Source organism: Pseudomonas sp. GQ91, from assembly GCF_059758795.1.
In genome coordinates this window covers 17,023-43,444 of sequence record NZ_JCAXED010000022.1, presented here as the reverse complement: position 1 = coordinate 43,444, position 26,422 = coordinate 17,023, and the positions used below count along the sequence as shown (strand labels likewise).

Sequence of the window (26,422 nt, the reverse complement as noted above, 5' to 3'; positions counted from 1 at the left end):
GGGCGTTGCACAACTATAGTTGCTGCTCGCCAAGCGTGATGTTGATGCACATCAAGCCCGGTGACTGGTGGTCTGCGGCGGGGTCGGTATAATCGGCGGCCTTTTTCCGATCCTTTGCCCGTGAGCCCGATGAACCTGCCCGAAATCCACGAATTCCTCGGCTGCCGCACTCCCGATGCCTGGATCCAGGCGGCGTTGGCCGATCAGGAAACCCTGCTGATCGACCACAAGAACTGCGAATTCAAGGCCGCGAGTACTGCCTTGAGCCTGATCGCCAAGTACCACGGCCATGTCGACCTGATCAACATGATGTCGCGCCTGGCGCGGGAAGAACTGGTGCACCACGAGCAGGTCATGCGGCTGATGAAAAAGCGCAAGGTTGAACTGCGCCAACTGTCCGCTGGCCGTTACGCTTCGGGTTTGCGCAAGGTCGTGCGCAATCACGAGCCGGTCAAACTGGTGGATACCCTGGTGGTCGGCGCTTTTATCGAAGCCCGCAGTTGCGAGCGTTTCGAGGCGCTGGTACCGCAGTTGGATGAAGAACTCGGCAAGTTCTACTTTGGCCTGCTGAAAAGCGAGGCGCGGCACTTTCAGGGTTATCTGAAACTGGCCTACCAGTACGGCGATGCCAAGGACATCGCCCAGGTGATTGAGCGGGTGAGGGGAGCCGAGCAGGAACTGATCGAGTCACCCGACATCGAGTTCCGCTTTCACAGTGGCGTGCCAGCCTGAGGCCACGGCCACGCCGATCAGTGCGGTGATCCCGCTCAGCAGCAGGATCACCGTCTGGGTGCCCAAGGGCGCGGCCAGCACGGCAATCGCCAGCCCGGCCAAGGGTTGCGCCAGGTTGTTGAGCAACGTGATCACACCCACCGTTTTGCCGAAGTCCTGCACCGGGATTACCCGTTGACGGGTGCTGCGCATATACACGTTGAACATCTTGTCGAAACCGGTGACCAGCAGGAAACCGAGGGTGTAGGCCCACAGGCCGGGGCTGATCGCCGTGATCAAGGCCCCGACTGCAATCATCGAATAGGACAGCCCGCCCAGCACCTTCAACGACAGCGTCGAGCGTGCCAGGTAGAACAAAATCACGATAGTCACCACGGCGCCGGCCGCTTGCACCCCGGCATAAGCATCTTTGCCCGCCGCGAATTGGCCTGTGACCATGGCCGCAGACGTGGCCAGTGTCACGCCGATGATCAGATTCACCCCCACCGCCAGGGCAATGATGCGCCTCAATTCCGCCAGGCTACGAATGTGTCTGAACGCAATGCGCAGTGGTTGCAGCCAGATATCCCGGTGTTGCTCGAAGGTTTCCAGGTTTACCGTGGTGTTGCGTTGCCAGATCAGCATCGCCAGGTCCGCCAGCACAAACAACCCGGCAATTCCCAACACCACCCAATGCCAGGCCCACACCTCAAGCATCAGCGCGGCTACCAGCGGGCCAAGCACCAGGCCGCTCTGGTCGGCGATCTGCGAATAGGACAAGGTCTTGGCGTAGGTGTAATGCTTGAAAATGTGTGGCATGACGACTTCCCGCGCCATGATGCCCTGGGTCGTCAACACGCCACACAGCGCCGACAGGATCACCAGCCAATAGATGCCGTCGAACACCCCGTACAGCGCCACCGCCACCCCACAGGCCAATGCCCGGTAAACCTGGCTGATGTGCAGGATGCGCACCGGCGAGAACTTGTCGCACAGCGCCCCGCATACTGGAAATGCCAGATAGCGCGGCAGTGACTCGACGAAAAACGCCAGCCCGGCCCACGCCACGCTATTGGTGGTCTGGAACACGATCAGCGGTACGATAAACAGCAGGATCTGGTCCGCCAGCCGTGACAGGAACAATGAGATGAAAAAAGCCAGGTAATCCTTGCGCATGGTGCTCTCGTTTCAGTGAATCAAAGAGTCAACTGACAGCCGATCAATAGCTTGAACCAGAGGTGTCGTTGAGATTATGGCGTTTTTACTCGTGCAGAGGGCGGCGGATATTGGTGCTTGAGAGGTTAAAAAATACGCAGGGCGTTCATCGCCAATATTGACGGCGGCGCAGTTGTTCGACATCGCCAGCCCGGGCGTATAGCGAGTAAGGGTGGGAGTCTTCGAGCAAGGTAAATGTTCTCCCCTGCAATGCAGGGGCCTGGTTACATCGGGTGTTCCGGCATCAGCGTGGCGATTAACGCCCGGATGGTGCCGGGCAAGGCATCCAGTTCGCGCACCAGGATGCTGCGTTCGCGAATCGCCCAGGCTTCATCCAGCCTGATCGTTGCCAGTTGCATGGTCCGGCTGTGCCGCACGGCCGCGGACTCGGGAATGATGCCAATGCCCACGCCGGCCTCGACCATCCGGCAGATGGCCTCGAAGCTGGACACCTGGATGCGCAGCGACAAGTGCTTGCCCCTACGTTCGACATGCTCGCGCAGGAAACTCAGCAGGGTGCTGCCTTCATGCAGGCCGATGTGTTGATAGGCCAGCGTCTGCTCCAGGGTTACCGCAGACTGCTCGGCCAGCGGATGGCCCACCGGCACCATCAGCACCAGGTGATCGGTGCTGAAGTGCAGCACCTGCAAGCCTGCCGCTTCCACGGGGCCGGCGATAATGCCCATGTCGCTGGTGCCGTCCAGCACGCCACGCACGATGTCGCGGGACAGGCGCTCCTGCAGGTCCACCGTCACGCCGGGGCGTTGGGACAGGAAACCCGCCAGCACCTCGGGCAGGAACTCGGTGACGGCCGTGGTGTTGGCAAAAATGCGGATGTGCCCTGCAGAGTCGGCGCCGTATTGGGTGAATTCGCTTTTCAGATAATCGACCTGACGCATGATCAAGCGGGCGTGATGCAGCAATCGCTCACCGGCCGGAGTGATTTCCACGCCGCGGCTGTCGCGGTACAGCAGGCGTGTATCGAGTTGGCCTTCCAGCGCCTTGATGCGCGCACTGGCGGCGGCGGGCGACAGAAACGCACGCTTGGCGCCCTGGGTAAGGCTGGGGGATTCGGCGATATGGATAAACAGGCGCAAGTCGGCCAAGTCGAAGTGCATACAAACTCCTTTAAACCTCTCCCGTGGATTCGGTGAGCAAGCGCAAGTTGTTCATGGAACGTGACGTAGGTACGGGCCGATCCACGGGCACGCGGATGAGGCGATCAGCGCCTTGGCGTTCAGCATAGCCGAACGCTGGCTTATAAAAATCTAAATTCTCAGAACGGCAACGGCCTTGCATGATGCGGGCAGATCCCATGCCAGAGAATATGCATCTGATGAGCCCTGCAGACTGGATTGGCCGCAGCGAAACGGCCCACGATCACCTGAGCCATAACCTGCTGAAGCGAATTGCCGCGACGTTCGGTGAAGCCGCTCCGGCACATGGCGAGCTTATGCCACCGCTCTGGCAGTGGTGCTTTTTCCAGGAGCCAATGCCGGAGTCAGCACTGGGTGGCGATGGCCACCCGGCCCGTGGCGGATTCCTGCCGCCAGCCGATAATCGCCACCGCATGTGGGCCGGCGGGCGCATCGAATTCTTCGAGGGGCTGCGCGTCGGTGAGTCTGCCAGTCGCGTGTCGACCATCACCCAGGTGGAAGAAAAGACCGGTCGTACCGGCTCGCTGCTGTTTGTCACCGTGCGTCACGACTACTCGCAAGGCAGTCGCCTGGCGATCCGCGAAGAACAGGACATCGTCTACCGCGAGCCCACGCCGCCCAAGCAGGGTTCCGGTGAGGCTCTGGTCCCCGGCGAGTGGTACGAATCGATCGAGCCGACGCCGACCCTGCTGTTCCGTTACAGCGCCGTGACCTTCAATGGTCACCGCATTCATTACGACTATCCCTACGTCACCGGCACAGAAGGCTATGCGGGATTGGTGGTCCACGGCCCAATGATCGCGACCCTGAGCCTGCGTGCGTTTTGCCGGGCCCATCCTCAAGCGACCTTGCGCCGCTTTGTCTATCGCGGTGTGCGTCCGCTGATTGCGCCGCAGCCGTTTGAGGTGGGCGGGCGCGTCACTGCGCCGGGCGAGGCTGAACTCTGGGCGGGCAACGCCGATGGGTTGGCGCAACGGGCCGAACTGTTTTTCGAATAATCCCTGACAGGCACCATAGGCGCATAGCCCCATGATCAATCCCAATGACAACCAAGAACTGAATGCTATTCGCGACGGCGTGCGTGCCCTCTGCGCGGAATTCGATGCGGGCTACTGGCGTAGGATCGATCAGGAAAAGGCTTTCCCTGAAGCCTTCGTCAAGGCCCTGACCCACGCCGGCTGGCTGGCGGCGATGATCCCGCTGGAGTATGGCGGCTCGGGCCTGGGCCTGGCCGAGGCGTCGGTGATCCTTGAAGAAGTGAATCGCTGTGGCGGCAATTCCGGCACGGTTCACGGCCAGATGTACAACATGTTCACGTTGCTGCGCCACGGCAGTGAGGCGCAGAAAAGTTTCTATCTGCCTAAGTTGGCCAGCGGCGAATTGCGCCTGCAATCGATGGCCGTCACCGAGCCGACTACCGGTACCGACACCACCAAGATCAAGACCAGCGCGATCAAGCGCGGCGACAAGTACGTGATTAATGGCCAGAAGGTCTGGATCTCACGGGTGCAGCATTCCGACCTGATGATCCTGCTGGCGCGCACTACGCCGTTGGCCGAGGTGAAGAAAAAGTCCGAAGGCATGTCGATTTTCCTGGTGGACTTGCGCGAGGCCATCGGCCACGGCCTGACCGTGCAGCCGATTGCCAATATGGTCAATCACGAAACCAACGAACTGTTCTTCGATAACCTGGAGTTGCCCGCCAGCAGCTTGATCGGCGAGGAGGGCCAGGGCTTCCGTTATATCCTCGATGGCCTGAACGCCGAACGCACGCTGATTGCCGCCGAATGCATCGGTGACGGTCGCTGGTTTATCGAAAAGGCCAGCGCCTATGCCCGCGACCGTGTGGTGTTTGGCCGGCCCATCGGACAGAACCAGGGCGTGCAGTTCCCGATTGCCGAAGCGCATATCGAGATCGAGGCGGCTGATCTGATGCGCTGGCGTGCCTGCGCCGAGTACGACAGCGGCGTCAACGCCGGGGCCAGCGCCAACATGGCCAAGTACCTGGCAGCCAAGGCGTCCTGGGAAGCCGCCAACGCCTGTCTGCAGACCCACGGCGGTTTTGGTTTTGCCTGTGAATACGATGTCGAGCGCAAGTTCCGCGAGACCCGCCTGTACCAGGTGGCGCCGATTTCCACCAACCTGATCCTGTCCTACGTGGCCGAGCACTTGCTCGAACTGCCACGCAGCTTCTGAGGGCCTGAGCATGAGCGATACCCAAGCCCTCTGCCGGTTTCTCGCGACGCTCAGTCATGAGCAGTTGCCAGACCCGGTGCTGGCGCGCACCGAAGAGCTGTTTCTCGATTGGCTCGCCTCGGCATTGGCCAGCCAGGGCGCTCATCCGATCCCGTTGTTTGAACGTTACGCTCGCAAGATGGGGCCGGACTCGGGACCTGCGCAGGTGATCGTCAATGGCGCGGGCAGCAGCGCCTATTTCGCGGCGCTGGTGAATGGCGCGGCGTCGCATCTGGTGGAGCAGGACGACCTGCACAACAGCTCGGTCCTGCACCCGGCAACCGTGGTCTTTCCCGCAGCATTTGCCGCTGCGCAAGATCTTCGAAAGTCGGGGCGCGAGTTGCTCCTGGCCTCGGTCGCCGGCTACGAAGCGGGGATTCGGATCGGTGAATTCATGGGCCGTTCCCACTACCGGATCTTCCACACCAGCGCCACTGTCGGCACCCTGGCGGCGGCTGTGGCGGTGGGCAAACTGCTGGACTTCGACGAAGAGCAGTTCATCAATCTGCTGGGCAGCGCCGGCACGCAGGCCGCGGGGCTTTGGGAGTTTTTGCGCGATGCAGCGGACTCCAAGCAACTGCACACCGCCAAGGCCGCCGCGGATGGCTTGCTCGCCGCCTATATGACCGCGGAAGGCCTGACGGGCGCGCGTAATATTCTGGAAGGTGATCAGGGGTTGGCCGCTGGCATGTCCAGCGACGCCGATCCGCGGCGATTGTCGGACCGGCTGGGCAGTCGTTGGGCCTTGCTGGAAACCTCGTTCAAATTCCACGCGTCCTGCCGTCACACTCATCCGGCCGCCGATGCCTTGTTGCAGTTGATGCAGCGCGAAGGTCTAGAGCATCAGCAGATCGCCACGGTGCAAGCCCGCGTCCACCAGGCAGCGATTGACGTGCTGGGACGCGTGAGCGTGCCGGCCAGCGTGCATCAGGCCAAGTTTTCCATGGGCACCGTATTGGGCCTGATCGCCGTGCATGGCAAGGCCGGGCTCCCCGAGTTCAAGGCGCTGGCGCTCAACGACGCGGCTGTTGCGGCGTTTCGCGACAAGGTCAGCCTGTGCCTGGACGCTGAAGTCGACGACGCCTATCCCCAGCGTTGGCTGGGCCGGGTGACTGTCACCACCACCGATGGCCGCACGTTGCACGGCGCCATCGACGAACCCAAGGGCGATCCGGGCAATACCCTGAGCCGTGCGGAGCTGGCCGATAAATTCCAGCGTCTGGCGCACTTCAGCGGTGCGCGCACGCCCTCCCAGGTCGATGCGTTGATCCAGAAAACCTGGGATTTGCGCAACGTTGCGTCCATGACTGACTGGCTTTGAGGAACCGCCATGACCGCTAATCAACGACCGCTGGACGGCATCACCGTCGTCAGCCTGGAACATGCGATTGCCGCACCCTTCTGCACCCGCCAATTGGCCGACCTGGGCGCACGGGTGATCAAGGTCGAGCGTCCTGGTACCGGTGACTTTGCGCGAGGCTATGACGAGCGCGTGCGTGGCTTGGCTTCGCATTTCGTGTGGACCAACCGCTCCAAGGAAAGCCTGACCCTGGACCTCAAGCAGGCAGAGTCCGGTGACATCCTCGAAGCGTTGTTGGCCGATGCTGACGTGCTGGTGCAAAACCTGGCGCCCGGCGCGGCGGCGCGCATGGGCTTGTCATTCGAAGCGCTGCATGAGCGCTTTCCCCGGCTGATCGTCTGCGATATCTCCGGGTATGGCGAAGGTGGGCCTTATGCGAAAAAGAAGGCCTACGACCTGCTGATCCAGAGTGAAGCTGGCTTTCTCTCGGTGACCGGCGGCGCTGGCGACGACCAGATGGCCAAGGCCGGGTGTTCCATCGCCGATATCTCCGCCGGCATGTATGCCTACAGCGGCATTCTGTCGGCGCTGCTGTTGCGGGGTAATACCGGGCAGGGCAGTCACGTCGACGTCAGCATGCTCGAGAGCCTGGTGGAGTGGATGGGCTATCCGATGTACTACGCCTTCGACGGCGCGTCCCCACCGCCGCGTGCAGGAGCGGCGCATTCGACGATTTATCCCTACGGGCCGTTTCCCGCGGGTGATGGCGGTACGGTGATGCTCGGGCTGCAGAACGAGCGCGAGTGGGCGGTGTTTTGCGACAAGGTGCTGCTGGCCCCGGAGCTGGCCGCGGATGAACGCTTTTCAGCCAACTTCAAGCGTTCGGCCAATCGTGAAGTGCTGCGTCAGATCATTCTCGACAGCTTCGCGCAACTGAGCACCGACGCGCTGATCCAGCGTCTGGAAGAGGCGCAGATCGCCAGTGCCCGGGTCAACGACATGCAAGGCGTCTGGGATCACCCGCAACTCAAGGCCCGTGACCGCTGGCGTGAAGTGGACAGCCCGGTGGGGCCGTTGCCCGCGCTGTTGCCGCCGGCCGGTAATGCCGCGTTCAGCCCGCGCATGGACGGCGTGCCGGGGGTGGGGCAGCACAGCCAGGGGATTCTCGAGCAGTTGGGTTACGCCCCCGAAAACATCGAAGCCCTGCGCCTGCGCGGCGTCATTTGATCAGGAGTCGAGCGATGCCAAACCCTATTGTGCGCTCCGCGTTGTTCGTCCCTGGCAGCCGCCCCGAGCGGTTCGCCAAGGCCCTGGCCAGTGGCGCCGACGCGGTGATTGTGGATTTCGAGGATGCGGTCGAAGAGCCGCTCAAGCGTCAGGCCCGCGATAATCTCGAGCTATTCCTGCGGAGCAATCCTGCGGTCCGGGTGTGGGTGCGGGTCAATGCGCCGGAGCATCCTGAGCACCGCGCGGATATCGCGTTTTGCCAAGCCTGTACCGGCGTGGCCGGAGTGTTGTTGCCCAAGGTCGAAAGCGCCGCCCACGTGGCGCTGGTGGCGGCGGCGGGAAAACCTATCTGGCCGATCATCGAAAGCGCCAGGGGCCTGCTGGCGATCGAACAGATTGCCCAGGCGCCGCAGGTCGAGCGTTTGTCCTTTGGCGGCCTGGATCTGGCGCTGGATTTGAACCTGAGCAGCCACTCGGTGGCGGCGCAATTCGCCTTGGACCAGGCCCGTCTGGCGCTGATCTTACATTCTCGCGCCGCTGGACTGGTGCCGCCCCTGGACGGCGTTCATCCGGCTATCGACGACCCCGAGGGCCTGCGCCATTCGATTCGCCATGCCTATGAAATGGGCTTTGCCGGTGCCCTGTGCATTCATCCGAAACAGGTCGCGGTCATCCACCAAGCCTTGGCGCCCAGCGCCGAAGACCTGGCCTGGGCCCGTCGGGTTGTCGAGGCCGGTGCGCAGGGCGCGGGGGCTTACCAGATTGACGGCCAGATGGTGGATGCACCCGTGCTGTTGCGCGCGCAACGGTTGTTGGCCGCCCAACCCTAGCGTCCGTCCACGCCGAACATGGAGTCTCAAGCAACCGAAATCCTGGGTGCGTGCTACACCAGGCGCCTTGTCTTACACCACAACAATAAGAAGGTGAATACCATGCTCAAGTTCTCCCGGGCGCTGTTCTGCGCCGCTACCTTGTTGACCGTGGGCCTGGCCCAGGCGGCCGAGCCGATTCTCATCAAGTTCGCCCACGTGGTGGCTGAAAACACGCCCAAGGGGCAGGGCGCCCTGCTGTTCAAAAAGCTGGCGGAGGAGCGCCTGCCGGGCAAGGTCAAGGTCGAGGTCTACCCGAACTCGTCGTTGTTTGGCGATGGCAAGGAAATGGAGGCGCTGTTGCTGGGCGATGTGCAGATGCTGGCCCCGTCCCTGGCCAAGTTTGAGCATTACACGGCACAGATGCAGATATACGATCTGCCGTTCCTGTTCGATGACTTGGCGGCGGTCGACCGATTCCAGGCCGCCGAGGGCAAGCAGTTGCTCACGGCGATGCAGGACAAAAACATCCTCGGCCTGGCTTATTGGCACAACGGTCTCAAGCAACTGTCGGCCAACAAGGCCCTGCATGATCCTGCCGATGCGCGCGGCCTGAAGTTCCGCGTGCAGGCCTCCAGTGTGCTCGAGGAGCAGTTCAAGGTGATCCGCGCCAACCCGCGCAAGATGAGCTTCGCCGAGGTGTATCAGGGGCTGCAGACGGGCACTGTCAACGGCACCGAAAACACCTGGTCGAACTATGAAAGCCAGAAGGTCAACGAGGTCCAGAAGTACTTTACCGAGTCCAATCATGGCCTGATCGACTATATGGTGATCACCAACGCCACGTTCTGGAATGGCCTGCCACCGGACGTGCGCAGCGTGCTGGAGCAAATCCTGGTGGAGGTCACCGTTGAAGTGAACAAACAGGCTGAAGCGCTGAACCAATCGGCCAAGCAGTTGATCGTTGACGCCAAGACCAGTGAAATCATCGTGCTGACGCCGGAGCAGCGGCAGGCATGGCGTGAAGCCATGCGCCCGGTGTGGAAAAAGTTCGAAGATGAAATTGGCGCCGATCTGATCAAGGCGGCGGAACAATCGAGCCAGCCCTAACACCTGACGTTGCCTCAACGCTTAAATCCAGGCAGATAGCGCTGTTGTGGCGAGCGGGCTCGTCCCGCGTAGGGCTGCGAGCAGCCCTAAAACCAGCCGCTACGGAGTATCTGACACCGCATTCAGCTTACTGGGGCTGCTTCGCAGCCCTACGCGGGACGAGCCCGCTCGCCACAGGGACACTCGTCAGTGTGTGAAAGTTGTGTAGGTACCTATGCTGCTACAGATTGGGCCACGGTTGAAATGCCTTAGTGGTCCATGGCGCTCAAGATGGCGTGGGCGGCTTTCACGCGTTCGGCGTTGGGGTAATTCTTGTTGGCCAGGATCACAATGCCAATCTCCTTGCTCGGCACGTACGCGACGTAGGCGCCAAAACCACCGGTTGAGCCGGTTTTGTTGACCAGGGTGTTGGCGCGCAAGGGTTGCGCCGGGGTCAGCCAGTTGGCCTTGTGGGGTTCCATTGCCATGGGTGTCGAGTTACCGGCGAGCAGGGCGTCAAGCTTGACCGGATAGGAGTACATCTCCCAGCCGAGTCCCTGAAGGGTGTTATTGACACGGTAGTAGCCGGTATGGGTCGCGGCGATGGCCTGTTGCAGCGGTTTCTCCAGGCTGCTCGAATTGATGTTCATGGCTACGTAATGGATCAGGTCTGCCGGGCTGGTTTTCACCCCGTAGGCTTCTCCGTCGAGAGCACCGGGGCTGACGCGCACCGGTTTGTCCTGCTTGTCGTAGCCTTGGGCGTACAGGCTCATTTGCGCCTTGGGTACGTTTATATAGGTGTGTTTGAGCCCGAGCTTTGGCAGCAAGGTGTTTTCCATCGCTGCGTTGAATGGCTGCTTCAGGCTTTGCGCCGCCAGATAGCCGAACAGGCCGAGGCTCGGGTTGGAGTAGAGGCGCTGGGCGCCAGGCTCGAAATCGGGTTTCCAGTGCTGGAAGTAGCTGATCATCTTGCTGCTGTTGTCCGCATCGCCCGGAAACTGCAACGGCAGGCCACCTGCGGTGTAGGTGCCCAGGTTGAGCACGCTGATGCGATCGAAAGGGCTGCCATGCAACGCCGGCAGGTACTGGCTTGCGGGGGCTGCCAAGTCCAGTTTACCGGTGGCCTGGGCGTAGCCGGCGAGGGTTGCCGCGAAGGTTTTGCTGACGGAGCCGATTTCAAACAGGGTGTTTTCAGTGACTGGTTGCCGACTGTCTTTTGACGCTACACCGTAGTTAAAGTATTGGGTCTTGCCGTGTTGCACGATGGCCACCGACAGGCCGTGAATCGCCTGCTGTTGCATCAGTGGCCGGACGGTGTCGTCCACCACTGTACGGATATCGGTGGCTGCCATGCAGTTGCCTGCACCCAGTAAAAAGGTGAAGAATGTGACGTTGCGCACTTGTTTGTACATGATAAGGTCGCTTCCATGAAGGTAATCGAGTTAAAACCACTGCCTGCGCAGGCGTCGCAAATGTAGGCAGTCTGTTGCTCACGGGCAAACGATGAAATCTCGCACCTGCCATTAGAAAAATTTGGGTTAAGTCATGCTCCGTTCTCATTTGCCCCTCAATGCACTGCGGGCCTTCGAAGCCGCGGCCCGACACTTGAGCTTCACACGGGCGGCCATTGAATTGTGCGTGACCCAAGCGGCGGTCAGCCATCAGGTCAAAAGCCTTGAGGCGCAACTCAATGTCACACTTTTCAAGCGCCTGCCCCGTGGCTTGATGCTCACCAGTGAAGGTGAAACCCTGTTGCCGGTGCTGCGCGAGACTTTCGATCGCATCGCCCAGACGCTCGGTCAGTTCGAAGGCGGGCACTACCGCGAAGTGCTGACGGTTGGCGCGGTGGGCACCTTCGCCGTCGGCTGGCTGCTACCACGGCTGGCCGAATTTCAGACGCGGCAGCCGTTTATCGATCTGCGCTTGTCGACCCACAATAACCGCGTTGACGTGGCCGCCGAAGGCCTGGACTACGCGATTCGCTTCGGTGCTGGCGCCTGGCACGGGACCGACGCCTGCCAGTTGCTGGATGCTCCGCTGACGGTGCTGTGTGTGCCGCCGATAGCCGAGCAATTGCAGCACCCGGCGGATGTGTTGAAGCACACCTTGCTACGGTCCTATCGCAGCGACGAGTGGACGCAATGGTTCCAGGCGGCCGGTTTGCCCGTCGATACGCTGGTGCCGCGCAGCATTGTGTTCGACTCGTCATTGGCGATGATGGAGGCGGCGCTGCAAGGCGTCGGCGTCGCGCTGGCGCCTGCGCTGATGTTCTCGCGACAATTGGCCACGGACGTGATCCGGCAGCCGTTTGATGTGGGAATCACCACCGGCAGTTATTGGCTGACACGCTTGCAGTCACGCACCGAAACGCCGGCGATGCTGGCCTTCAAAGGCTGGTTGCAGGAGCGTTGTGCCTGCAGCGCGTAGATACAAACCCAAGGTCCGCCCCAAGCAGCTGTGAGCTTGCCCGGTGAGGTTCAAGGCGGGGGTTACGCCAGGTATTTGCGAAACCACCCCAGTGTCCTTTCCCACGCCAGATTCGCCGCGGCCTCGTCGTAGCGTGGGGTGGAATCGTTGTGAAAACCGTGGTTGGCAGCCTTGTAGATATAGGCTTCATAGGGAGTGCCGGCCGCCTTCAAGGCCTTTTCATACGCCGGCCAGCCCTCGTTGATCCGCGTATCCAGTTCACCGAAATGCAGCATCACCGGTGCCTTGATCCTGGGCACATCCTTGGCCTCGGGCTGGCGTCCGTAAAACGATACGGCCGCGCCGAGTTCCGGGTAGGCCACCGCGGCGGCGTTGGCCACGCCGCCGCCATAGCAGAAACCGGTGATGCCGACCTTGCCGGTGCTTGCGTCGTGATGCATCAGCCATTCGATGGCGGCGAAGAAGTCGTTCATCAACTTGGCCGGGGCGACGGTTTTCTGCAGCTCAACGCCTTTTTCATCGTTGCCAGGGTAACCGCCCACCGACGTCAGGCCATCGGGGGCCAGGGCGATAAAGCCAGCCTTGGCCAAACGCCGGGCGACGTCCTCGATGTAGGGGTTGAGGCCACGGTTTTCATGCACGACCACTACCGCGGGCAGCTTGCCGTCGGCCTTCGCCGGGCGTACCAGATAGCCCCGTACCTCGCCATTGCCCTTGGGCGAGGGATAGGTGATGTAGTCGGCGACGATGTCCGGATCGGTAAACTTCACCTGCTCAGCCAATGCGTAGTCGGGACTCAGGGAGGCCAGCAGCGCCGAAGCCGTCAGGCCACCCAAGGTGAACAGCGCCGCACGATCGAGAAACTCGCGTCGGTTGATCTTGCCGTGGGCGTAGCCGTCATAGAGTTCCAGCAGTTCAGGGGCGAAGTCTTTGGCGGTCAGGCGAGTCATCGGCAAGCTCCTTTATCGGTGGTGGCATTGAATGTAGACCATGCCTAGGCCGGCCGACCATGCGCTGATGCCGCCAATTGTCCGGTATCGACCCGCACGAAGATCGAGTCGCCAACGGCGGTCAGCACCTCTGCGGCATAGACCTCGCAGACCACGCGGGTCTTGCGCCCGACCTCACCTTCGACCCTGGCCCGCAGGGTCAGCGGCACGCCCATCGGCGTGGGCTTGATGAACTTGATGCCCAGGTTGCCGGTGACGCAGTCGATGCGCGGCAGGTCGCCGGGCTCGCGGTTTTGCGCGCGGTAGTGATAGGCCATGGCGGTCCAGTTGGAATGGCAGTCCACCAGCATTGCGATCAGCCCACCGTAGACCAGGTCCGGCCAACCGCTGTATTTGGCATCGGGCAGGTGCTCGGCGACGACATGGACAGCGTCGTCATCCCAGCGGCTTTTGAGGTGCAGGCCGTCGGGATTACTCGCGCCGCAGCCGTAACAGATGCCGTCAGGCGCGGTGGTGTCTTGCAGGGAAAGGGGCTGCATGGCTGATCCTTGTTGTTCTGGCTCCGATCCCCGAGCCTACTGGTGCGCGCGCCTAGCGTGCAAATTTCTTCGCCCCGGCCACACACGCAATCACCGCGACGGTGACCACCAGCATGCCCACGCTGACCGATTCATGCAGCAAGGTCGCCGCCAGGGTCAGGCCGAAAAACGGTTGCAGCAATTGCAACTGGCCGACGGCCGCGATACCGCCCTGAGCCAGCCCGCGATACCAGAACACAAAGCCGATCAACATACTGAACAGCGACACGTAGCCCAGGCTGAGCCACGCCGGCAGGCTGATGCCCGTGAAGGTGGCGGGTGCGAGGATCACGGTCAGCGGCAGCACCACCGGCAGCGATATCACCAGCGCCCAGCAGATTACTTGCCAGCCGCCGAGGGTGCGGGACAGTGTTGCGCCTTCGGCATAACCCAGCCCACACACCAGCACCGCCAGCAACATCAGCAGATCGCCAACGGGCGCGGCGTTCAAACCGTGGGACAGCGCGTAAGCCATCACCAGCCCACTGCCGAGTAGCGAGAACAGCCAGAACACCGGGCGTGGCCGTTCGCCGCCCCGTAGCACGCCAAATACCGCGGTGGCCAGGGGCAGCAAACCGATGAACACGATGGAGTGGGCAGACGTGACGTATTGCAACGCCAGCGCCGTGAGCAGCGGAAACCCGATGACGACACCAAGTGCCACGATCAGCAGCGGTTTCCATTGGTTGGGCGTCGGGCGCTGCTCTTTGAACAAAGCCAGCAGGCCGAGACCCAGCAGCGCGGCGATACTTGCCCTGGCCACCGTCAGGAACACCGGGTCAAACTCCAGTACCGCCAGGCGCGTGGCCGGCAGCGAGCCGCTGAAAATCAGCACGCCGATAAAACCATTGAGCCAGCCCCGGCTGGCGTGAGCGCTTGGGTTGAGCTGCGAAGTACATTGCATGAGGTGTGCGCTCGAAATGGATGGGTTGTGTTTCGCGCATCCTATGATTGAAAATCATGACAATCAAAAAATTGTCATGGATACATCCTCTATGCCCCGCGCTCGCTACAAGTCATTGGTGGATGCCTTTGCCCGGGACATTCGTTCCGGGAGCCTGGTGCCTGGCACCCGCTTGCCGACGCACCGCCAGTTGGCGGCGAGCCACGGCTTGGCGCTGGTTACCGCCAGCCGGGTGTATGCCGAACTGGAGGCGATGGGGTTGGTCAGTGGCGAGGCCGGGCGCGGCACCTTCGTGCGGGAGATTTCGCTGTCACCGGGGCAGGGCGTCGGGCAGATTGCCGTGGCGGCGGGCATGGTCGACCTGAACTTCAACTATCCCTCCTTGCCGGGACAGGCCGAGTTGCTGCGCACGGCGCTGCGCCAACTGGCCTTATCCGGCGACCTGGAAGCGCTGCTGCGTTACCAGCCCCACGCCGGTCGGCCACACGAACGTGCGTCGGTGGCGCGGCATCTGCTGCAGCGTGGGCTGACGGTTGAGGCGCAACACGTGTTGCTGGTCAGTGGCGCCCAGCATGGATTGACCGTGGCGATGATGGCGCTGCTCAAGCCGGGTGAAGTGATAGCGGTAGATGCGTTGACCTATTCCGGTTTCAAGGTGTTGGCCGAGACGTTGCACCTGGAGATTGCCGCGATCCCGGTGACTGCAACGGGGCCTGACCTGGAATTTCTCGAACACCTTTGCCAGAGGCGTTCGGTGCGGGCGGTGTACTGCATGCCGACGTTGCACAACCCGTTGGGCTGGGTGCTGGATCTCGAACAGCGGCAGCACTTGGTCGCCATCGCTCGCGACTATGATCTGTATCTTATCGAAGACGCGGCCTATGCCTTCCTCGCCGAGCATGCACCACCCCCCTTGGCTGAACTGGCGCCGGAGCGCACGGTGTATGTGGGTGGATTGTCGAAAAGCGTCGCCACCGGCCTGCGCGTGGGGTTCGTCGCCGCGCCGGTGCATTGGGTGCCCGCCCTGGAACGTACGCTTATGGCGACCGCCTGGAACGCGCCGGGGGTGATGACCGCTATTGCGGCCGCCTGGATCGACGACGGCACGGTCTTGCAACTCGAAGCGCAAAAGCGCGCGGACGCCCGGGCCCGGCAAGCCCTGGCAAAAGAAGTGCTGGCAGGATTGGATTATCGCAGCCATTGCGCTTCGTATTTTTTGTGGCTGCCCCTGGGTGAGGACGCGCGCGCCGGTCAGGTCGCCCTGGCGCTGGCGCGGGAAAATATCTCGGTGTCCACCGCTGAACCGTTTTGCGTCTCGGCGCATGTGCCCCATGCGATCCGCCTGGCGCTGGGATCGGTGGACAGGGTGGCGTTGCGGGCGGCGTTGCTGACGGTGAGGCGGGTGGTGCAGGCTTGTTAGCCGGTGCATATGGGCACATCCGGAATGCCACGTTATGCTCAACTGAACCAGGACGATGCAGGACAGGAACGATGGATTTTGACTGGCACAGCGGCGCGATCACACGCGCTACTCGCATCTGCAAACACTATAAGAATACCCAGAATGTACGCCGCTTCATGCTTGAACATTGCGGCGCCACGTTCAAGTTCGACCGGGCGTTTATGGCGTGGATCCGCAGCGACATTCCCAAGACCATGGGCGATGTAGTTGACGAGTGGCAGCGCAGGCAGACCGCCGCCAGGGCAACGTGTGGGTGACGCGAACATCCGACACTCTCCAGGGTTATACTCGGCCCAAATCGCAACCCAAACCAACCGAGATACCTCATGAGCCGTTCCCTTTCTATGCCACCTGCGCGCACGCCGGTCGCGCCGCTGCTGGCGTTGGTCTTTTTGTTGCTTGGCGCGGCGTTCCTGCAAGTCAGCGTCGGCGTGCGCCAGGTGCTGTTGCTGGTGGTCGGCGCGGCGCTGGGTTTGACGCTGTATCACGCCGCCTTTGGTTTTACCTCGGCCTGGCGGGTGTTCATCAAGGACCGGCGTGGCGCCGGTTTGCGTGCGCAAATGGTGATGCTGGCGGTGGCGGTGCTGCTGTTCTTCCCGGCGTTGGGGGCGGGCACTTTATTCGGTCAGCCCGTGGTCGGGCTGGTGGCGCCGGCCGGGGTTTCGGTTGTCTTCGGCGCGTTCATTTTCGGCATCGGCATGCAGTTGGGTGGCGGATGTGCGTCAGGCACTTTGTTCACGGTGGGCGGCGGTAATGCGCGCATGCTGGTGACCTTGCTGTTTTTTATCTGCGGCTCGTTGATTGCCACTCACCATGTCGACTGGTGGTTTTCGCTGCCTTCGTTCCCGGCGACATCCATTGTCAAAAGCTTCGGCGTGATGCCGGCATTGCTGGTCAGTCTGGCGGTATTCGGGAGCATTGCGGCGCTGACCGTGCGCCTGGAAAAAGCCCGGCATGGGCAGCTTGAAGGGCGTGTCGACAGTGAGCACCAAGGTCTGCGCCGCTTCCTGCGCGGGCCGTGGCCATTGGTATGGGGCGCGGTTGGCCTGGCCCTGCTCAACTACGCCACGTTGGCGTTGGCCGGACGGCCGTGGGGCATTACCTCGGCGTTCGCGCTGTGGGGCGCCAAGGTCGCGAGTGGGTTGGGTGTGGATGTCGGCAGTTGGGTGTTCTGGCAAATGCCGGGCAATGCCAAGGCCTTGGCTGCGCCGGTGTGGGAAGACATCACCAGCGTCATGGATATCGGCATCGTCCTGGGGGCGCTGTTGGCCGCTGGCCTGGCGGGGCGGTTCGCCCCCAACCTGAACATTCCGGCCCGCTCATTGCTCGCGGCAGTGATCGGTGGCTTGTTGCTCGGTTATGGCTCGCGACTGGCGTACGGCTGCAACATCGGCGCGTACTTCAGCGGCATCGCCTCGGGCAGCCTGCATGGTTGGTTGTGGCTGGTCGCTGCGTTTATCGGGAACGGGGTGGGCGTGCGTCTGCGTCCGCTGTTCTTTGCTGGCGAGCGGCCACAGCCGGCGTTGAGTGGTTGCTGAGAACAATGTCGTTGTGCGACCGGCGAAGAAGACGAGTGTCTCTACGTTTGAAAGAATCGATCAGGGCGACATGGCTCAAGGGCTGCAAACACCTTGTCGCCGATCATCTCTTCGCTGGCAAGACGCCCGACGATCGCCGCCAGAGCGACGCCAGGATGCAGCGCGCAGACGTATACGCCGCCAATATTGGGTAGGTAACCGATAATGGGGACGCCACCGACAGGCATCGGCCTAAGCCCCACGCAAGCCAGATCCGGTTGTATGCAACCCACCCCGTGAAGTTGCTTCTGGATAGCCTTGGCGGTACGCAGGGCGAGGGCTTCTGGCTGATTGTCCAAGGTTTCATCCAGGTAGTCTTCCGCCGCCAGCAACGCACCCTCCGCGTTTTGCCTCACTTCCATTTCGGAGTTGGAGATAATGCCGCGCACGAGGTGGGGGCGTGACATGTAGCGGATGAATATTGCAGGGGATGCTTCTATTGGCAGGGGCGCATTGAGCATGTCTGTCAGTTGCGTAATGCCAGTCCCCGCCGCTAACACCACTATGTCCGCGTCAATGTTGCCCGATGCGGTTTTGATGCCAGTGACTTGGGTGTTCTGTGTGGTAAAACCGAGCACCCGGGTCTGGGTGAGCACTTTCGCCCCCTGGGCCTGGGCAGCCGAGACCAACGCGTGCGTGGCTTGCACCGCATCCAGTGCGCCCTCTTCAGCGTTGTAGAAGGCGTGGCGAGGAGGGTGCTTGAGGTTGGGCTCAAGGTCGAGAATCCGGGAACGGGAAACCACGGCTGCCGAGGGGCGAATGTCTGAAGCTTGCAGTCCTTCATCCTCGTTCTCGCCGTAAGAAAGGGCACCTGTCCAGCGGATTTTCAAGTCGGGCACCTGCTTTTCGAGTCGCTGGTATGCACCGATGGCTGACCCGCGTAGTTGCGCGATCGGATCGGGTCCGCTGTGGGATGCGGTGATCCAGGCGAATGAGGTAGCAGTCACACCGGACGCTATGCTTTGGGCTTCAACCAGGGTGACATCCGCACCGTTGCTGGCCAGGTGATACGCCAGGGACGCGCCGACGATTCCAGCGCCAACCACTACCACTCGTGTGCCTGCAGCATTGCTCATATCAGCCTCCGTGCTGTCGATCGCGCACTGTACGACCGGGGACGATGCGCCTTCCGTACCGGCTGCTACAGAGACGGGGGAAAACAGCATAAAGGCTGATAGTAGCGTGGAATCAGCCCTCGATAAAAACCTTCAGCGGTGCTTCATGCATCGGAAGTCCTGGTGCGAGATGTTCCAGGCGTAGACACCTATCAGCCGTTCACCTAGGGCAAGCTGCGCCACCGCGAATCTGGCGGCAAGCGGAGGTCGATACCTGTGCGCTGGCATGTGAACCTTGCGCGATTGTTGTGTTCACTTGTTAGGTCGCCGCGTTGAATGAGCGCGCTGTCTTGTTGCCGATAAGGAATTCGCATGCATTCAAACACGCCACCGAACCCACCGAGCGGTCCTGTCGAACGCGAACTCAGCCTGCGTGCGGTTCTTACCGGGACTGTGCTGGGTATCTTGCTGACGCCGTCGAATGTGTACGCCGGGTTGAAGATCGGCTGGTCGTTCAATATGTCGATCATCGCCTTGCTGATCGGCTATGGCATCTGGCAAGGACTGGCCAGGCGCTCGGCGACGCAGTTGCCGTGGACGCTGCACGAAAGCAACATCAACCAGACCATGGCTTCGGCCGCGGCTTCGATCATTTCCGGCGGACTGGTGGCGCCGATCCCGGCCTACACTTTGCTGACCGGCCAGCAGTTGGACGTGGTGCCGATGATCGCCTGGGTCTTTTCGGTGAGCTTCCTGGGGATCTGGATCGCCTGGTACTTGCGGCCCTCGTTGCTCAACGACAAGGCGCTGAAATTTCCCGAAGGCATGGCGACCCTGGAAACTCTGTTGCACATCTACAACCACGGCCACGAGGCAGCGAAGCGCTTGAAGGTGCTGTTCAGCGCCGCGTTACTGTCCGGACTGGTGAAGTGGGTCGATACTTTTTTATGGGCCTTCCCGCGTTGGTCGCCAAGCGCTCAACTGGAGCGCCTGACATTTACCGCCGAGCCTTCGCTGCTGTTGGTGGGGTTTGGTGGAATTATCGGTATTCGTGTTGGCCTGACCCTGCTGCTCGGCGCCGTGCTGGCCTGGGGCGGACTGGCGCCGTGGCTGCTGGCGCAGGGCCTGGTGCAGTTGCCGGCGGGCAGCAGCGGGCCGCAATTCGCGGTATTGGTGGAATGGTTGCTGTGGCCGGGCGTGAGTCTGATGGTGTGCTCGACCCTGGCGTCGTTGTCGATTCGGTTATGGGCATTGCGCAGTTCCACCAAGACCGCCGATGGGCTGGCTTGGATAGCACCCAAACCCTGGCCTGTCGTGGGTTCCGTGCTGGCGATCGGGTTGGTGGTGAGCCTGCAGGCGTTGTTATTCGGGATCAATCTGTGGATGGCGCTATTGACCATCCCCTTGGCCATTTGCCTGGCAGCGGTGGCGGCCCGAGTGGTCGGCGCCACGGGTATTCCGCCGATTGGCGCGATTGGCCAACTGTCGCAGCTGAGCTTCGGCATCGTCGCGCCGGGGCAGGTACCGATCAACCTGATGAGTGCCAACACCGCCGGTGGTGCGGCGGGGCAATGCACCGACTTGATGAACGACTTCAAGGTGGGCAAAGCGATCGGCGCGACCCCGCACAAACAGTTGATCGCTCAGATGCTGGGAATTTTTGTCGGTAGCGTGGTCGGGGTATTCGCCTATCTCGCCCTGATCCCCGACCCGCACACCATGCTGCTCACCGAGGAGTGGCCAGCCCCTGCGGTGGCCACCTGGAAAGCCGTGGCGCAAACCCTGACCCATGGCCTGGATTCATTGTCGGTGAGTATCCGCTGGGCGATTGTCATCGGCGGCCTGGCTGGTTTGCTGTTGGGGGTTCTCGACGGCCTATTGCCCGCGCAGCGTGGCCGCTACCTGCCGAGCGCCGCTGCTTTGGGCCTGGCCTTTGTCCTGCCGGCCTCGGTGTCATGGATGATGGCGCTGGGCGCGGTGCTCACCTGGTTGGTGAGCTGTCGCTGGCCGCGCCTCACCGAACGCTTTGCCATTACGGCGGCGGCGGGGTTGATTGCCGGCGAAAGCATTACCGGGGTCGGGGCGTCGTTGTGGCAGATGATTGGCAATGGGTGAGGGCGGCAAATGAAACCATGGTGGGGCTGTCGAGCGTTAAAAAGCTGCCCTTCGCCGCTGTAGGAGCGAGCTTGCTCGCGAAGGTCGTTAACGATGACGCGGGCAGTCGGGCACCCCGAGGCGTCCTCAGGTTTTTCGCGAGCAAGCTCGCTCCTACAGATCGGTTTAAGTTCACCGCGGGCCTGAAGATCGCTCATAAGCGGCTGTCATCACCTGCCAGGTAGGCGCATCCGCCGGGATCAAATGCTCGATACGCAATGAGGTCACGGTGATGTCGAGCGGCATGCCGAACGTGGTGAAGGTCGACAGGAAACTCAACTCGCCCTGCCGTGAGTTGATTCGGGTCAGCACCAGCGGCGGCGGTAGTTCATTGGCCAGGGGCGCTGTGTTTTGTGGCGCTGGCAGGCTTTCCACCAGTGCGGCCAGGGTTGGGTTGTCCAGGGCCTCGCGGGTCGCGCGTTGCCAGGCGAGGGTGCGGATTTCTTCGGCGTTGATCAAGTGGTCGCCGAGGCCGCCGGGCTGCAGCAGGGTCGTCAGTAGATTAAGCCCCGTTGCTGCGTCCGGGTTCAGTCCCACCAGGTCGAACAGCACGTGCGTGCTGGCGTTGGCGGCGAGTACTTGCCAGTGGCTGCCCAACACGATCGCGGGTGCCGGATTGTTCGCCTGCAGCACGTGGCCGATGGCATCACGAATGACCTCCATCGACGGCGCAGCCAGCGGCGTGGCTTCGTAGCGGGGCGCATAACCGGCGGCCAGGAACAGCGTGTTGGACTGCGCAAGCGGTACTTCCAGCGCGGTCAGCAGATTATGCAAGGTGCCCGGGCTGGGCCTGGCGCGGCCGGTTTCGATGCAGCTGAGGTGGCGCTGGGAAATCCCGCTGATCAGTGCGAGTTCCAATTGGCTCAAATTTGCCTGGCGGCGTAATAGCCGCAGCTTTGCGCCAGCGCCGGTATCGGCGTTCGTTCGGGGGAAGGATTGACGGCTCATGGGCTGACTCTGGCAGGGCGGGGCGGGCGCGTCGATGACCTCACAGGTCATTGAGATGCCGAGGACGTTATCACTAATCTGTGCCTTGCCCAATCTTGACCGATTATCTCAAGGAAGACGCTGATGACCAGACCCTATATCGCGCTTGTGAGCTTGCTGATGTTTTCTTTGTATACCCTGAGCACAATGTTCTCGGCCAATCAGTCGCTGATTGCCTTCGGCCTCGAATTGATGTCCAGGCCGGACACGGCGCAGGTGGTGATCGATCTCTATCTGATGGCCGGCATGGCATGCGTCTGGATGTACCGGGACGCACGCGCCAAAGGCAAATCACTGATCCGCATACTGCCTTACTTGCTATTGACCGCGATCTTCGTCTCGATCGGCCCGCTGCTGTACATCGTGGTCGAGGGGTTTCGCCGGTCAGGTGATCGGCCATGAGCAGCGCGCTGCACGTCTATGCAGCGTGTGTACTGGTGCTGTCGGGAAAAATGTGGGCGATTTCCTGCTACCAGGGGTTCTTCCGTCTCAGGCAACGGGCGTTTACCAACCCGGAGGATGCCGGCTTTTTCGGCCGCAACGCGAATCTGCAGGAATGGCCCGAGGTCAGCCGAGCGGCCAAGGCGTGGGCCAATGACCTCGAGAACATTCCGTTGTTCTTCGTCCTCGGCGGGCTGTGCCTGGCGCTGCACACCCCAAGCGTTGCCACGGCGTGGCTGTGCACGCTGTTCAGCGTTGCACGGGTGCTGCATAGCGTGATGTACCTGCGCGGCCGACAACCGTGGCGCACGCTGGCCTATGCGGTCGGGATGATCTGTCTGTTGGGCCTGGCCGGCATGGTCGGCGTCGAACTGCTGTTGCGCGTGGCGGCGCCAGCCAACTGAGCGTTCATCCAAGGTGACTCAAGCCCCAGCCGATGCCGGCGCTTGCCGCCACCACCAACCAGGGTGGCAGCCTCCAGAACATCAACGCGACCAGCGCGAGCAAGGCCAGGGCGAAATCTGCCGGCTGCTCGATCGCACTGGTCCATACCGGCTGATACAGCGCCGCCAGCAACAGACCGACCACCGCCGCGCTGACGCCGGCCAGCGCGGCCTGTGTGCGTGCGCTGCGGCGCAACTGTTCCCAGAACGGCAGGGCGCCGAAGATCAACAGAAACGATGGCAAAAAGATTGCCAGCAAACAGACGATGCCAGCGACCCAGCCCGAAGGCGTGTCCATTGACGCGCCGAGGAAGGCGGCAAAGGTAAACAGCGGACCGGGCACGGCTTGCGCGGCGCCGTAGCCTGCAAGGAACACGTCATTGCCGACCCAGCCGCTGGGCACCACTTCAGCTTGCAGCAAGGGCAGCACCACGTGGCCGCCACCGAATACCAGCGATCCGGCGCGGTAGAAGGCATCTACCAGTGCCAGGGTGTGGCCAGGCAGCCAGCGGACCAAGAGCGGCAGACCCACCAATAGAACCCCGAACACTACCAGCCACACCGCTCCGGTGCGGCGGCTAATGGTGATTGGCAGTGGATCGTGTTCGCCGCCGTGCGTGGGTTTGAACAGCAGGAGTCCGACCAGGCCCGCTGCGATAATCACGCTGACCTGCGTCCACGTGGATGGCAGCAACAGCACCACACACGCGGCGCTGAGCATGAGTGTCACTTTCGGCACGTCTGTACACAGGTTGCGCGCCATGCCCCAGACCGCTTGGGCAACGACCGCCACGGCGACTACTTTGAGGCCATGTAGCACGCCAGGTGCAAAAGCGCTGCCCCATTCGGAAATACCCGATGCAAACAGGATCAGCGCAATCGCCGAAGGCAGGGTAAAACCTGCCCAGGCCGCCAATGCCCCACCATACCCACCCCGTGACAGACCCAGCGCGATACCGACCTGGCTGCTGGCCGGTCCCGGCAGGAATTGGCAGAGCGCGACCAGGTCGGCATAGCTGCGCTCGCTCAACCAGCGCCGTCGGCTGACGAACTCGTCGCGAAAGTAACCCAGATGGGCAACGGGACCGCCGAAGGAGGTCAAGCCAAGGCGCAGGAAAATCACAAACACCGCCCAAGGGCTGCTGCGTTTGCTGGGGTCGATGGGTGGCATGCAGGGGGCGTCCTGATTCGTACAGCACGGATTTTGCTCACCGTATCGAATTTTTCCCCTTTGCGGCAGGGTTTTTTACTGCACTGACGCGGGTTCCCCAGCGCTGCCGCCGATCACCGGCAGCAGCAGTCTCCGTTGGGCTCAGAAGGTGTACTTCGCCGTCAGCGCATAGCTGCGCGGGACGCCGTAGGTGTCGGTCGAGCCCCAGGTAGTGCTGGTGCCAATCGCCGAATAGTAGACACGATCAAAGAGGTTATTCGCGTTCAGTTGCAGGTCCAGGTGCTTGTTGACTCGATAGCCCGCCATCAGATCGGCGACGGCATAGCTGCCTTGTTCAAGGCGATAGCTGCCGCCGCCGACCAGGTCCAGGTCGTTATACATGCGGCTCTGCCAATAGACGTTGCCACCGATGCGCAGTTTTTCCAGCGGGCCCTGAAAGCGATACAGGGTTGAGACTTTGAACAGATGCTCGGGAGTATCGCTCTCGAACGGTTGGTTTTCTTTGGCCGCGTCAGAGTCCTTGATGTAATGGGTTCGGGTGTAGGTATAACCAGCGGCCAACTGCCAGTTCTCGGTCAGCGCGCCTTGCAGTTCCAGATCGATACCCTGGCTGCGGATCATGCCGGAAGTGTCGTAGCAGGTGAGGACCGGACAGCCGAGTTGCGTCGTGGCTTGGGTGGCGCGGTTTTTCTGGTCCATCCGGAACACGGCCAGGCTGGCATTGAGGCCGCCATTGAAGTATTCGCCCTTGATACCGACCTCGTAGTTCTCGCCCACGATCGGCTCGAGTGTCTTGCCGGCCAGGTCCTTGGACGATTGCGGGGTGAAAATGTCGGTGTAGCTGGCGTACACGGAATGGTGGTCGTCAAGCTGGTAAATCAGACCCGCATAGCGCGTCAGGTTGCGGGTGACCTTGAAGTCGGCATCGCCGGCACGGTCGTCGAAGTCATACCAGTCCAGGCGCCCGCCGAGAATCAGGTTCAGCGGTTCGGCGAGGCTGAGACGGGTGGTGAGGTAGACCGCGTCCTGGGTGGTGATGTCGTGGCTTTTACCGCTGCGCACGAAGTCAGGCTTCGGCGCCGCAATGGGCAGGCCGAGGTCGTAGGGGCTGTATTGCTTGGTGGTTTTGTCATAGATGCGCTTGCTGGTGCCCACGACTATTTCGTGGGTGCGACCAAAGGCTTGCACCGGCCCGCTGGCATAGGTGTCAAAAGCCAGTTGCTTTTCATCCTCTCGGGATTGATAGGCGGTGGTTTCCAGTGGGCCGTCGTAGCGCGACAGATAAGTCCCCGAGAACAGACCGTCCAGGGATGAAGATGAGCCGGCGACGTTGAGTTTCCATCCGTTGTCGAAACGATGTACCAGATCACCGAACACGCTATCGACCTGCAATTCCTTGTTTTCCCAATCGCTGCCGGGATAGGTGGAGCGGGGCAGGTTCAGGTGATGCCCGTTGGTGCCGACGGGCAAGCCGCCCCAGAACAGGTTGGTCTGGTCCTCCTGGCGCGAGAAGCCGAGGGTTGCGGTGGTGCTGTCGCTCAGGTCGGCTTCGCCGATGGCATAGAACAGCCCGTGATCGGATGCCTCTTTGTCGCGGAAGCTGTTGGTATCGCGGTAAGAGCCCACCACGCGTCCACGCAAGGTGCCACTTTCGTTCAAGGGGCTCGAGGCGTCGAATTCACCCCGGTAGTCATCCCAACTGCCGGCCGCACCGGTCAGCGTCACCCGCTGGTCGGCGGTAGGACGCTTGCGCACCATGTTGATGGCTGCCGAAGGGTTGCCGGCTCCGGTCACCAGGCCGGTCGCGCCCCGGATCACCTCGACGCGGTCGAACATCGCCAGGTTTGGCTGGACGCCCATGCTCCATCCGTTATAGGCGCTGGGCAGGCCGTCGTACATGATGTTATCGATGTCGAAACCGCGTGACTTGTAGGTCTGACGACCCGGCCCGCTGGATTGGCTGAGGAATAGCCCAGGCGTGTGTTTGACCACATCATTGACGCTGGTCATGGCCTGGTCGTCCATGCGCTGGCGAGTGATGACGGTCACCGCTTGCGGCGTTTCACGCATGCTCAGGGGCAGTTTGGTTGCCGTCTGCATGATACCGGTGGTGTAGGAACCGGTATCTTCGGTAGTTGCCCCGAGCTGGTCGCTGGTGATGTTGGTGGCGCCCAGTTCCAGCGTAGCGGGTGGCTGCTGCCCGGTCTGAGCGTCGAGCGCCTGGGGGGCGGCGGCAGCGACCTGAGAGCTGGCGACACAGATGGCCATCGCTAGCAGATTTGCTGAAAAATGCTTAGGGTGTTGCGCGACTTGCTCCGACATGAATCTGACTCTCCCGAAAGCCATCCATGGCAAACACTAATGTTTCTGATAATTATTCGTATTAGTGTGACAGATTGTTTTAGTTCAAAAAAGCCTTGAGCAAGAAACAGTTAACACGTTTTCCAGGGTTCCCTGACTTGACCGGGAGTTGCCTGGCCTTAGCCTGATGGTCCACGTTGAAGCGCCGGGGTGTTGATCCTTTCAAAAC

Annotated in this window: 24 protein-coding genes; 14 read left to right on the top strand and 10 right to left on the bottom strand. The window is 61.7% G+C overall.

Translation table 11 applies throughout. From position 1 onward, the window contains the following. The first annotated feature begins 129 nt into the window (after positions 1–129). Positions 130–732: a MiaE family protein gene (locus AC6CIA_RS24995; protein WP_498315773.1), complete on the top strand. Its 603-nt coding sequence runs from the start codon at positions 130–132 to the stop codon at positions 730–732. On the opposite strand, the gene AC6CIA_RS24990 is transcribed toward AC6CIA_RS24995, so the two are convergent. Both AC6CIA_RS24990 and AC6CIA_RS24985 read right to left on the bottom strand, forming a co-directional pair. Then, the gene (locus AC6CIA_RS24990) at positions 688–1,887 is read right to left on the bottom strand and encodes an MFS transporter (RefSeq protein ID WP_498315772.1); all 1,200 of its coding nucleotides are present in this window, start codon (positions 1,885–1,887) and stop codon (positions 688–690) included. The two genes, AC6CIA_RS24995 and AC6CIA_RS24990, sit on opposite strands and share 45 nt — an antisense overlap. Before the next feature lie 263 nt (positions 1,888–2,150). Then, positions 2,151–3,044 (bottom strand): LysR family transcriptional regulator, encoded by an 894-nt coding sequence (locus AC6CIA_RS24985; RefSeq protein WP_498315771.1) that lies wholly within the window; start codon positions 3,042–3,044, stop codon positions 2,151–2,153. 218 nt (positions 3,045–3,262) lie between these two features. Here AC6CIA_RS24985 and AC6CIA_RS24980 point away from each other — a divergent pair, with 218 nt between their 5' ends. The 6 genes from AC6CIA_RS24980 (at position 3,263) to AC6CIA_RS24955 (ending at position 9,764) form a co-directional block, all read left to right on the top strand. Beyond that, a complete protein-coding gene (locus AC6CIA_RS24980; RefSeq protein WP_498315770.1) occupies positions 3,263–4,081 on the top strand; it encodes an HTD2 family dehydratase in 819 nt (272 codons plus the stop codon). Between the two features lie 34 nt (positions 4,082–4,115). Next, positions 4,116–5,279, top strand: coding sequence for an acyl-CoA dehydrogenase family protein (locus AC6CIA_RS24975; RefSeq protein ID WP_498315786.1), 1,164 nt, complete (start codon positions 4,116–4,118; stop codon positions 5,277–5,279). A gap of 10 nt (positions 5,280–5,289) precedes the next feature. Beyond that, positions 5,290–6,639 (top strand): MmgE/PrpD family protein, encoded by a 1,350-nt coding sequence (locus tag AC6CIA_RS24970; RefSeq protein ID WP_498315769.1) that lies wholly within the window; start codon positions 5,290–5,292, stop codon positions 6,637–6,639. Between the two features lie 9 nt (positions 6,640–6,648). Further along, a complete protein-coding gene (locus tag AC6CIA_RS24965) occupies positions 6,649–7,845 on the top strand; it encodes a CaiB/BaiF CoA transferase family protein (RefSeq protein ID WP_498315768.1) in 1,197 nt (398 codons plus the stop codon). Between the two features lie 14 nt (positions 7,846–7,859). Further along, positions 7,860–8,675 carry an HpcH/HpaI aldolase/citrate lyase family protein gene (locus AC6CIA_RS24960; RefSeq protein ID WP_498315767.1) on the top strand — a complete coding sequence of 272 codons (816 nt, stop codon included), beginning with the start codon at positions 7,860–7,862 and terminating at the stop codon, positions 8,673–8,675. Positions 8,676–8,777: 102 nt separating this feature from the next. After that, positions 8,778–9,764, top strand: coding sequence for a TRAP transporter substrate-binding protein (locus AC6CIA_RS24955; protein WP_498315766.1), 987 nt, complete (start codon positions 8,778–8,780; stop codon positions 9,762–9,764). Between the two features lie 248 nt (positions 9,765–10,012). On the opposite strand, the gene ampC is transcribed toward AC6CIA_RS24955, so the two are convergent. Then, positions 10,013–11,155 carry a class C beta-lactamase gene (gene ampC / locus AC6CIA_RS24950; protein ID WP_498315765.1) on the bottom strand — a complete coding sequence of 381 codons (1,143 nt, stop codon included), beginning with the start codon at positions 11,153–11,155 and terminating at the stop codon, positions 10,013–10,015. Positions 11,156–11,288: 133 nt separating this feature from the next. Between ampC and AC6CIA_RS24945 the strand changes: the two genes are divergently transcribed. Further along, positions 11,289–12,170 (top strand): LysR family transcriptional regulator, encoded by an 882-nt coding sequence (locus AC6CIA_RS24945; RefSeq protein ID WP_498315764.1) that lies wholly within the window; start codon positions 11,289–11,291, stop codon positions 12,168–12,170. Between the two features lie 62 nt (positions 12,171–12,232). On the opposite strand, the gene yghX is transcribed toward AC6CIA_RS24945, so the two are convergent. Genes yghX through AC6CIA_RS24930 form a run of 3 tightly spaced genes read right to left on the bottom strand, consistent with a single transcriptional unit; the run spans position 12,233 to position 14,602 of the window. Then, positions 12,233–13,120: a YghX family hydrolase gene (yghX, locus tag AC6CIA_RS24940; protein WP_498315763.1), complete on the bottom strand. Its 888-nt coding sequence runs from the start codon at positions 13,118–13,120 to the stop codon at positions 12,233–12,235. A 44-nt stretch (positions 13,121–13,164) separates the two neighbouring features. Next, positions 13,165–13,659, bottom strand: coding sequence for a PaaI family thioesterase (locus AC6CIA_RS24935; protein ID WP_498315762.1), 495 nt, complete (start codon positions 13,657–13,659; stop codon positions 13,165–13,167). A gap of 52 nt (positions 13,660–13,711) precedes the next feature. After that, on the bottom strand, positions 13,712–14,602 hold the full coding sequence (locus AC6CIA_RS24930; RefSeq protein ID WP_498315761.1) for a DMT family transporter: 891 nt from the start codon (positions 14,600–14,602) through the stop codon (positions 13,712–13,714). Positions 14,603–14,693: 91 nt separating this feature from the next. Here AC6CIA_RS24930 and AC6CIA_RS24925 point away from each other — a divergent pair, with 91 nt between their 5' ends. From AC6CIA_RS24925 to AC6CIA_RS24915, 3 genes are all read left to right on the top strand, one after another. Then, on the top strand, positions 14,694–16,022 hold the full coding sequence (locus AC6CIA_RS24925) for an aminotransferase-like domain-containing protein (protein WP_498315760.1): 1,329 nt from the start codon (positions 14,694–14,696) through the stop codon (positions 16,020–16,022). A gap of 71 nt (positions 16,023–16,093) precedes the next feature. After that, the gene (locus tag AC6CIA_RS24920) at positions 16,094–16,321 is read left to right on the top strand and encodes a DUF6434 domain-containing protein (protein WP_498315759.1); all 228 of its coding nucleotides are present in this window, start codon (positions 16,094–16,096) and stop codon (positions 16,319–16,321) included. 69 nt (positions 16,322–16,390) lie between these two features. Further along, positions 16,391–17,602 carry a YeeE/YedE family protein gene (locus tag AC6CIA_RS24915; RefSeq protein ID WP_498315758.1) on the top strand — a complete coding sequence of 404 codons (1,212 nt, stop codon included), beginning with the start codon at positions 16,391–16,393 and terminating at the stop codon, positions 17,600–17,602. 41 nt (positions 17,603–17,643) lie between these two features. On the opposite strand, the gene AC6CIA_RS24910 is transcribed toward AC6CIA_RS24915, so the two are convergent. Next, positions 17,644–18,807 carry an NAD(P)/FAD-dependent oxidoreductase gene (locus AC6CIA_RS24910; protein ID WP_498315757.1) on the bottom strand — a complete coding sequence of 388 codons (1,164 nt, stop codon included), beginning with the start codon at positions 18,805–18,807 and terminating at the stop codon, positions 17,644–17,646. A gap of 261 nt (positions 18,808–19,068) precedes the next feature. Between AC6CIA_RS24910 and AC6CIA_RS24905 the strand changes: the two genes are divergently transcribed. After that, entirely contained in the window at positions 19,069–20,811 is a 1,743-nt protein-coding gene (locus tag AC6CIA_RS24905; protein WP_498315756.1) for an OPT family oligopeptide transporter, read from the top strand. 171 nt (positions 20,812–20,982) lie between these two features. Here the strand turns inward: AC6CIA_RS24905 and AC6CIA_RS24900 are convergent, their stop codons facing one another. Next, positions 20,983–21,798 carry a helix-turn-helix domain-containing protein gene (locus tag AC6CIA_RS24900; RefSeq protein WP_498315755.1) on the bottom strand — a complete coding sequence of 272 codons (816 nt, stop codon included), beginning with the start codon at positions 21,796–21,798 and terminating at the stop codon, positions 20,983–20,985. Positions 21,799–21,921: 123 nt separating this feature from the next. On the opposite strand from AC6CIA_RS24900, the gene AC6CIA_RS24895 reads away from it, so the two are divergent. Together AC6CIA_RS24895 and AC6CIA_RS24890 are read left to right on the top strand one after the other, a co-directional pair. Continuing rightward, a complete protein-coding gene (locus AC6CIA_RS24895) occupies positions 21,922–22,239 on the top strand; it encodes a DUF2834 domain-containing protein (RefSeq protein ID WP_498315754.1) in 318 nt (105 codons plus the stop codon). Beyond that, positions 22,236–22,682, top strand: coding sequence for an MAPEG family protein (locus AC6CIA_RS24890; RefSeq protein WP_498315753.1), 447 nt, complete (start codon positions 22,236–22,238; stop codon positions 22,680–22,682). The genes AC6CIA_RS24895 and AC6CIA_RS24890 overlap by 4 nt, the downstream gene beginning before the upstream one ends. A 4-nt stretch (positions 22,683–22,686) precedes the next feature. On the opposite strand, the gene chrA is transcribed toward AC6CIA_RS24890, so the two are convergent. Further along, positions 22,687–23,892 (bottom strand): chromate efflux transporter, encoded by a 1,206-nt coding sequence (gene chrA, locus AC6CIA_RS24885; RefSeq protein ID WP_498315752.1) that lies wholly within the window; start codon positions 23,890–23,892, stop codon positions 22,687–22,689. 141 nt (positions 23,893–24,033) lie between these two features. Then, entirely contained in the window at positions 24,034–26,214 is a 2,181-nt protein-coding gene (locus AC6CIA_RS24880) for a TonB-dependent siderophore receptor (protein ID WP_498315751.1), read from the bottom strand. Between the last annotated feature and the right edge of the window lie 208 nt (positions 26,215–26,422).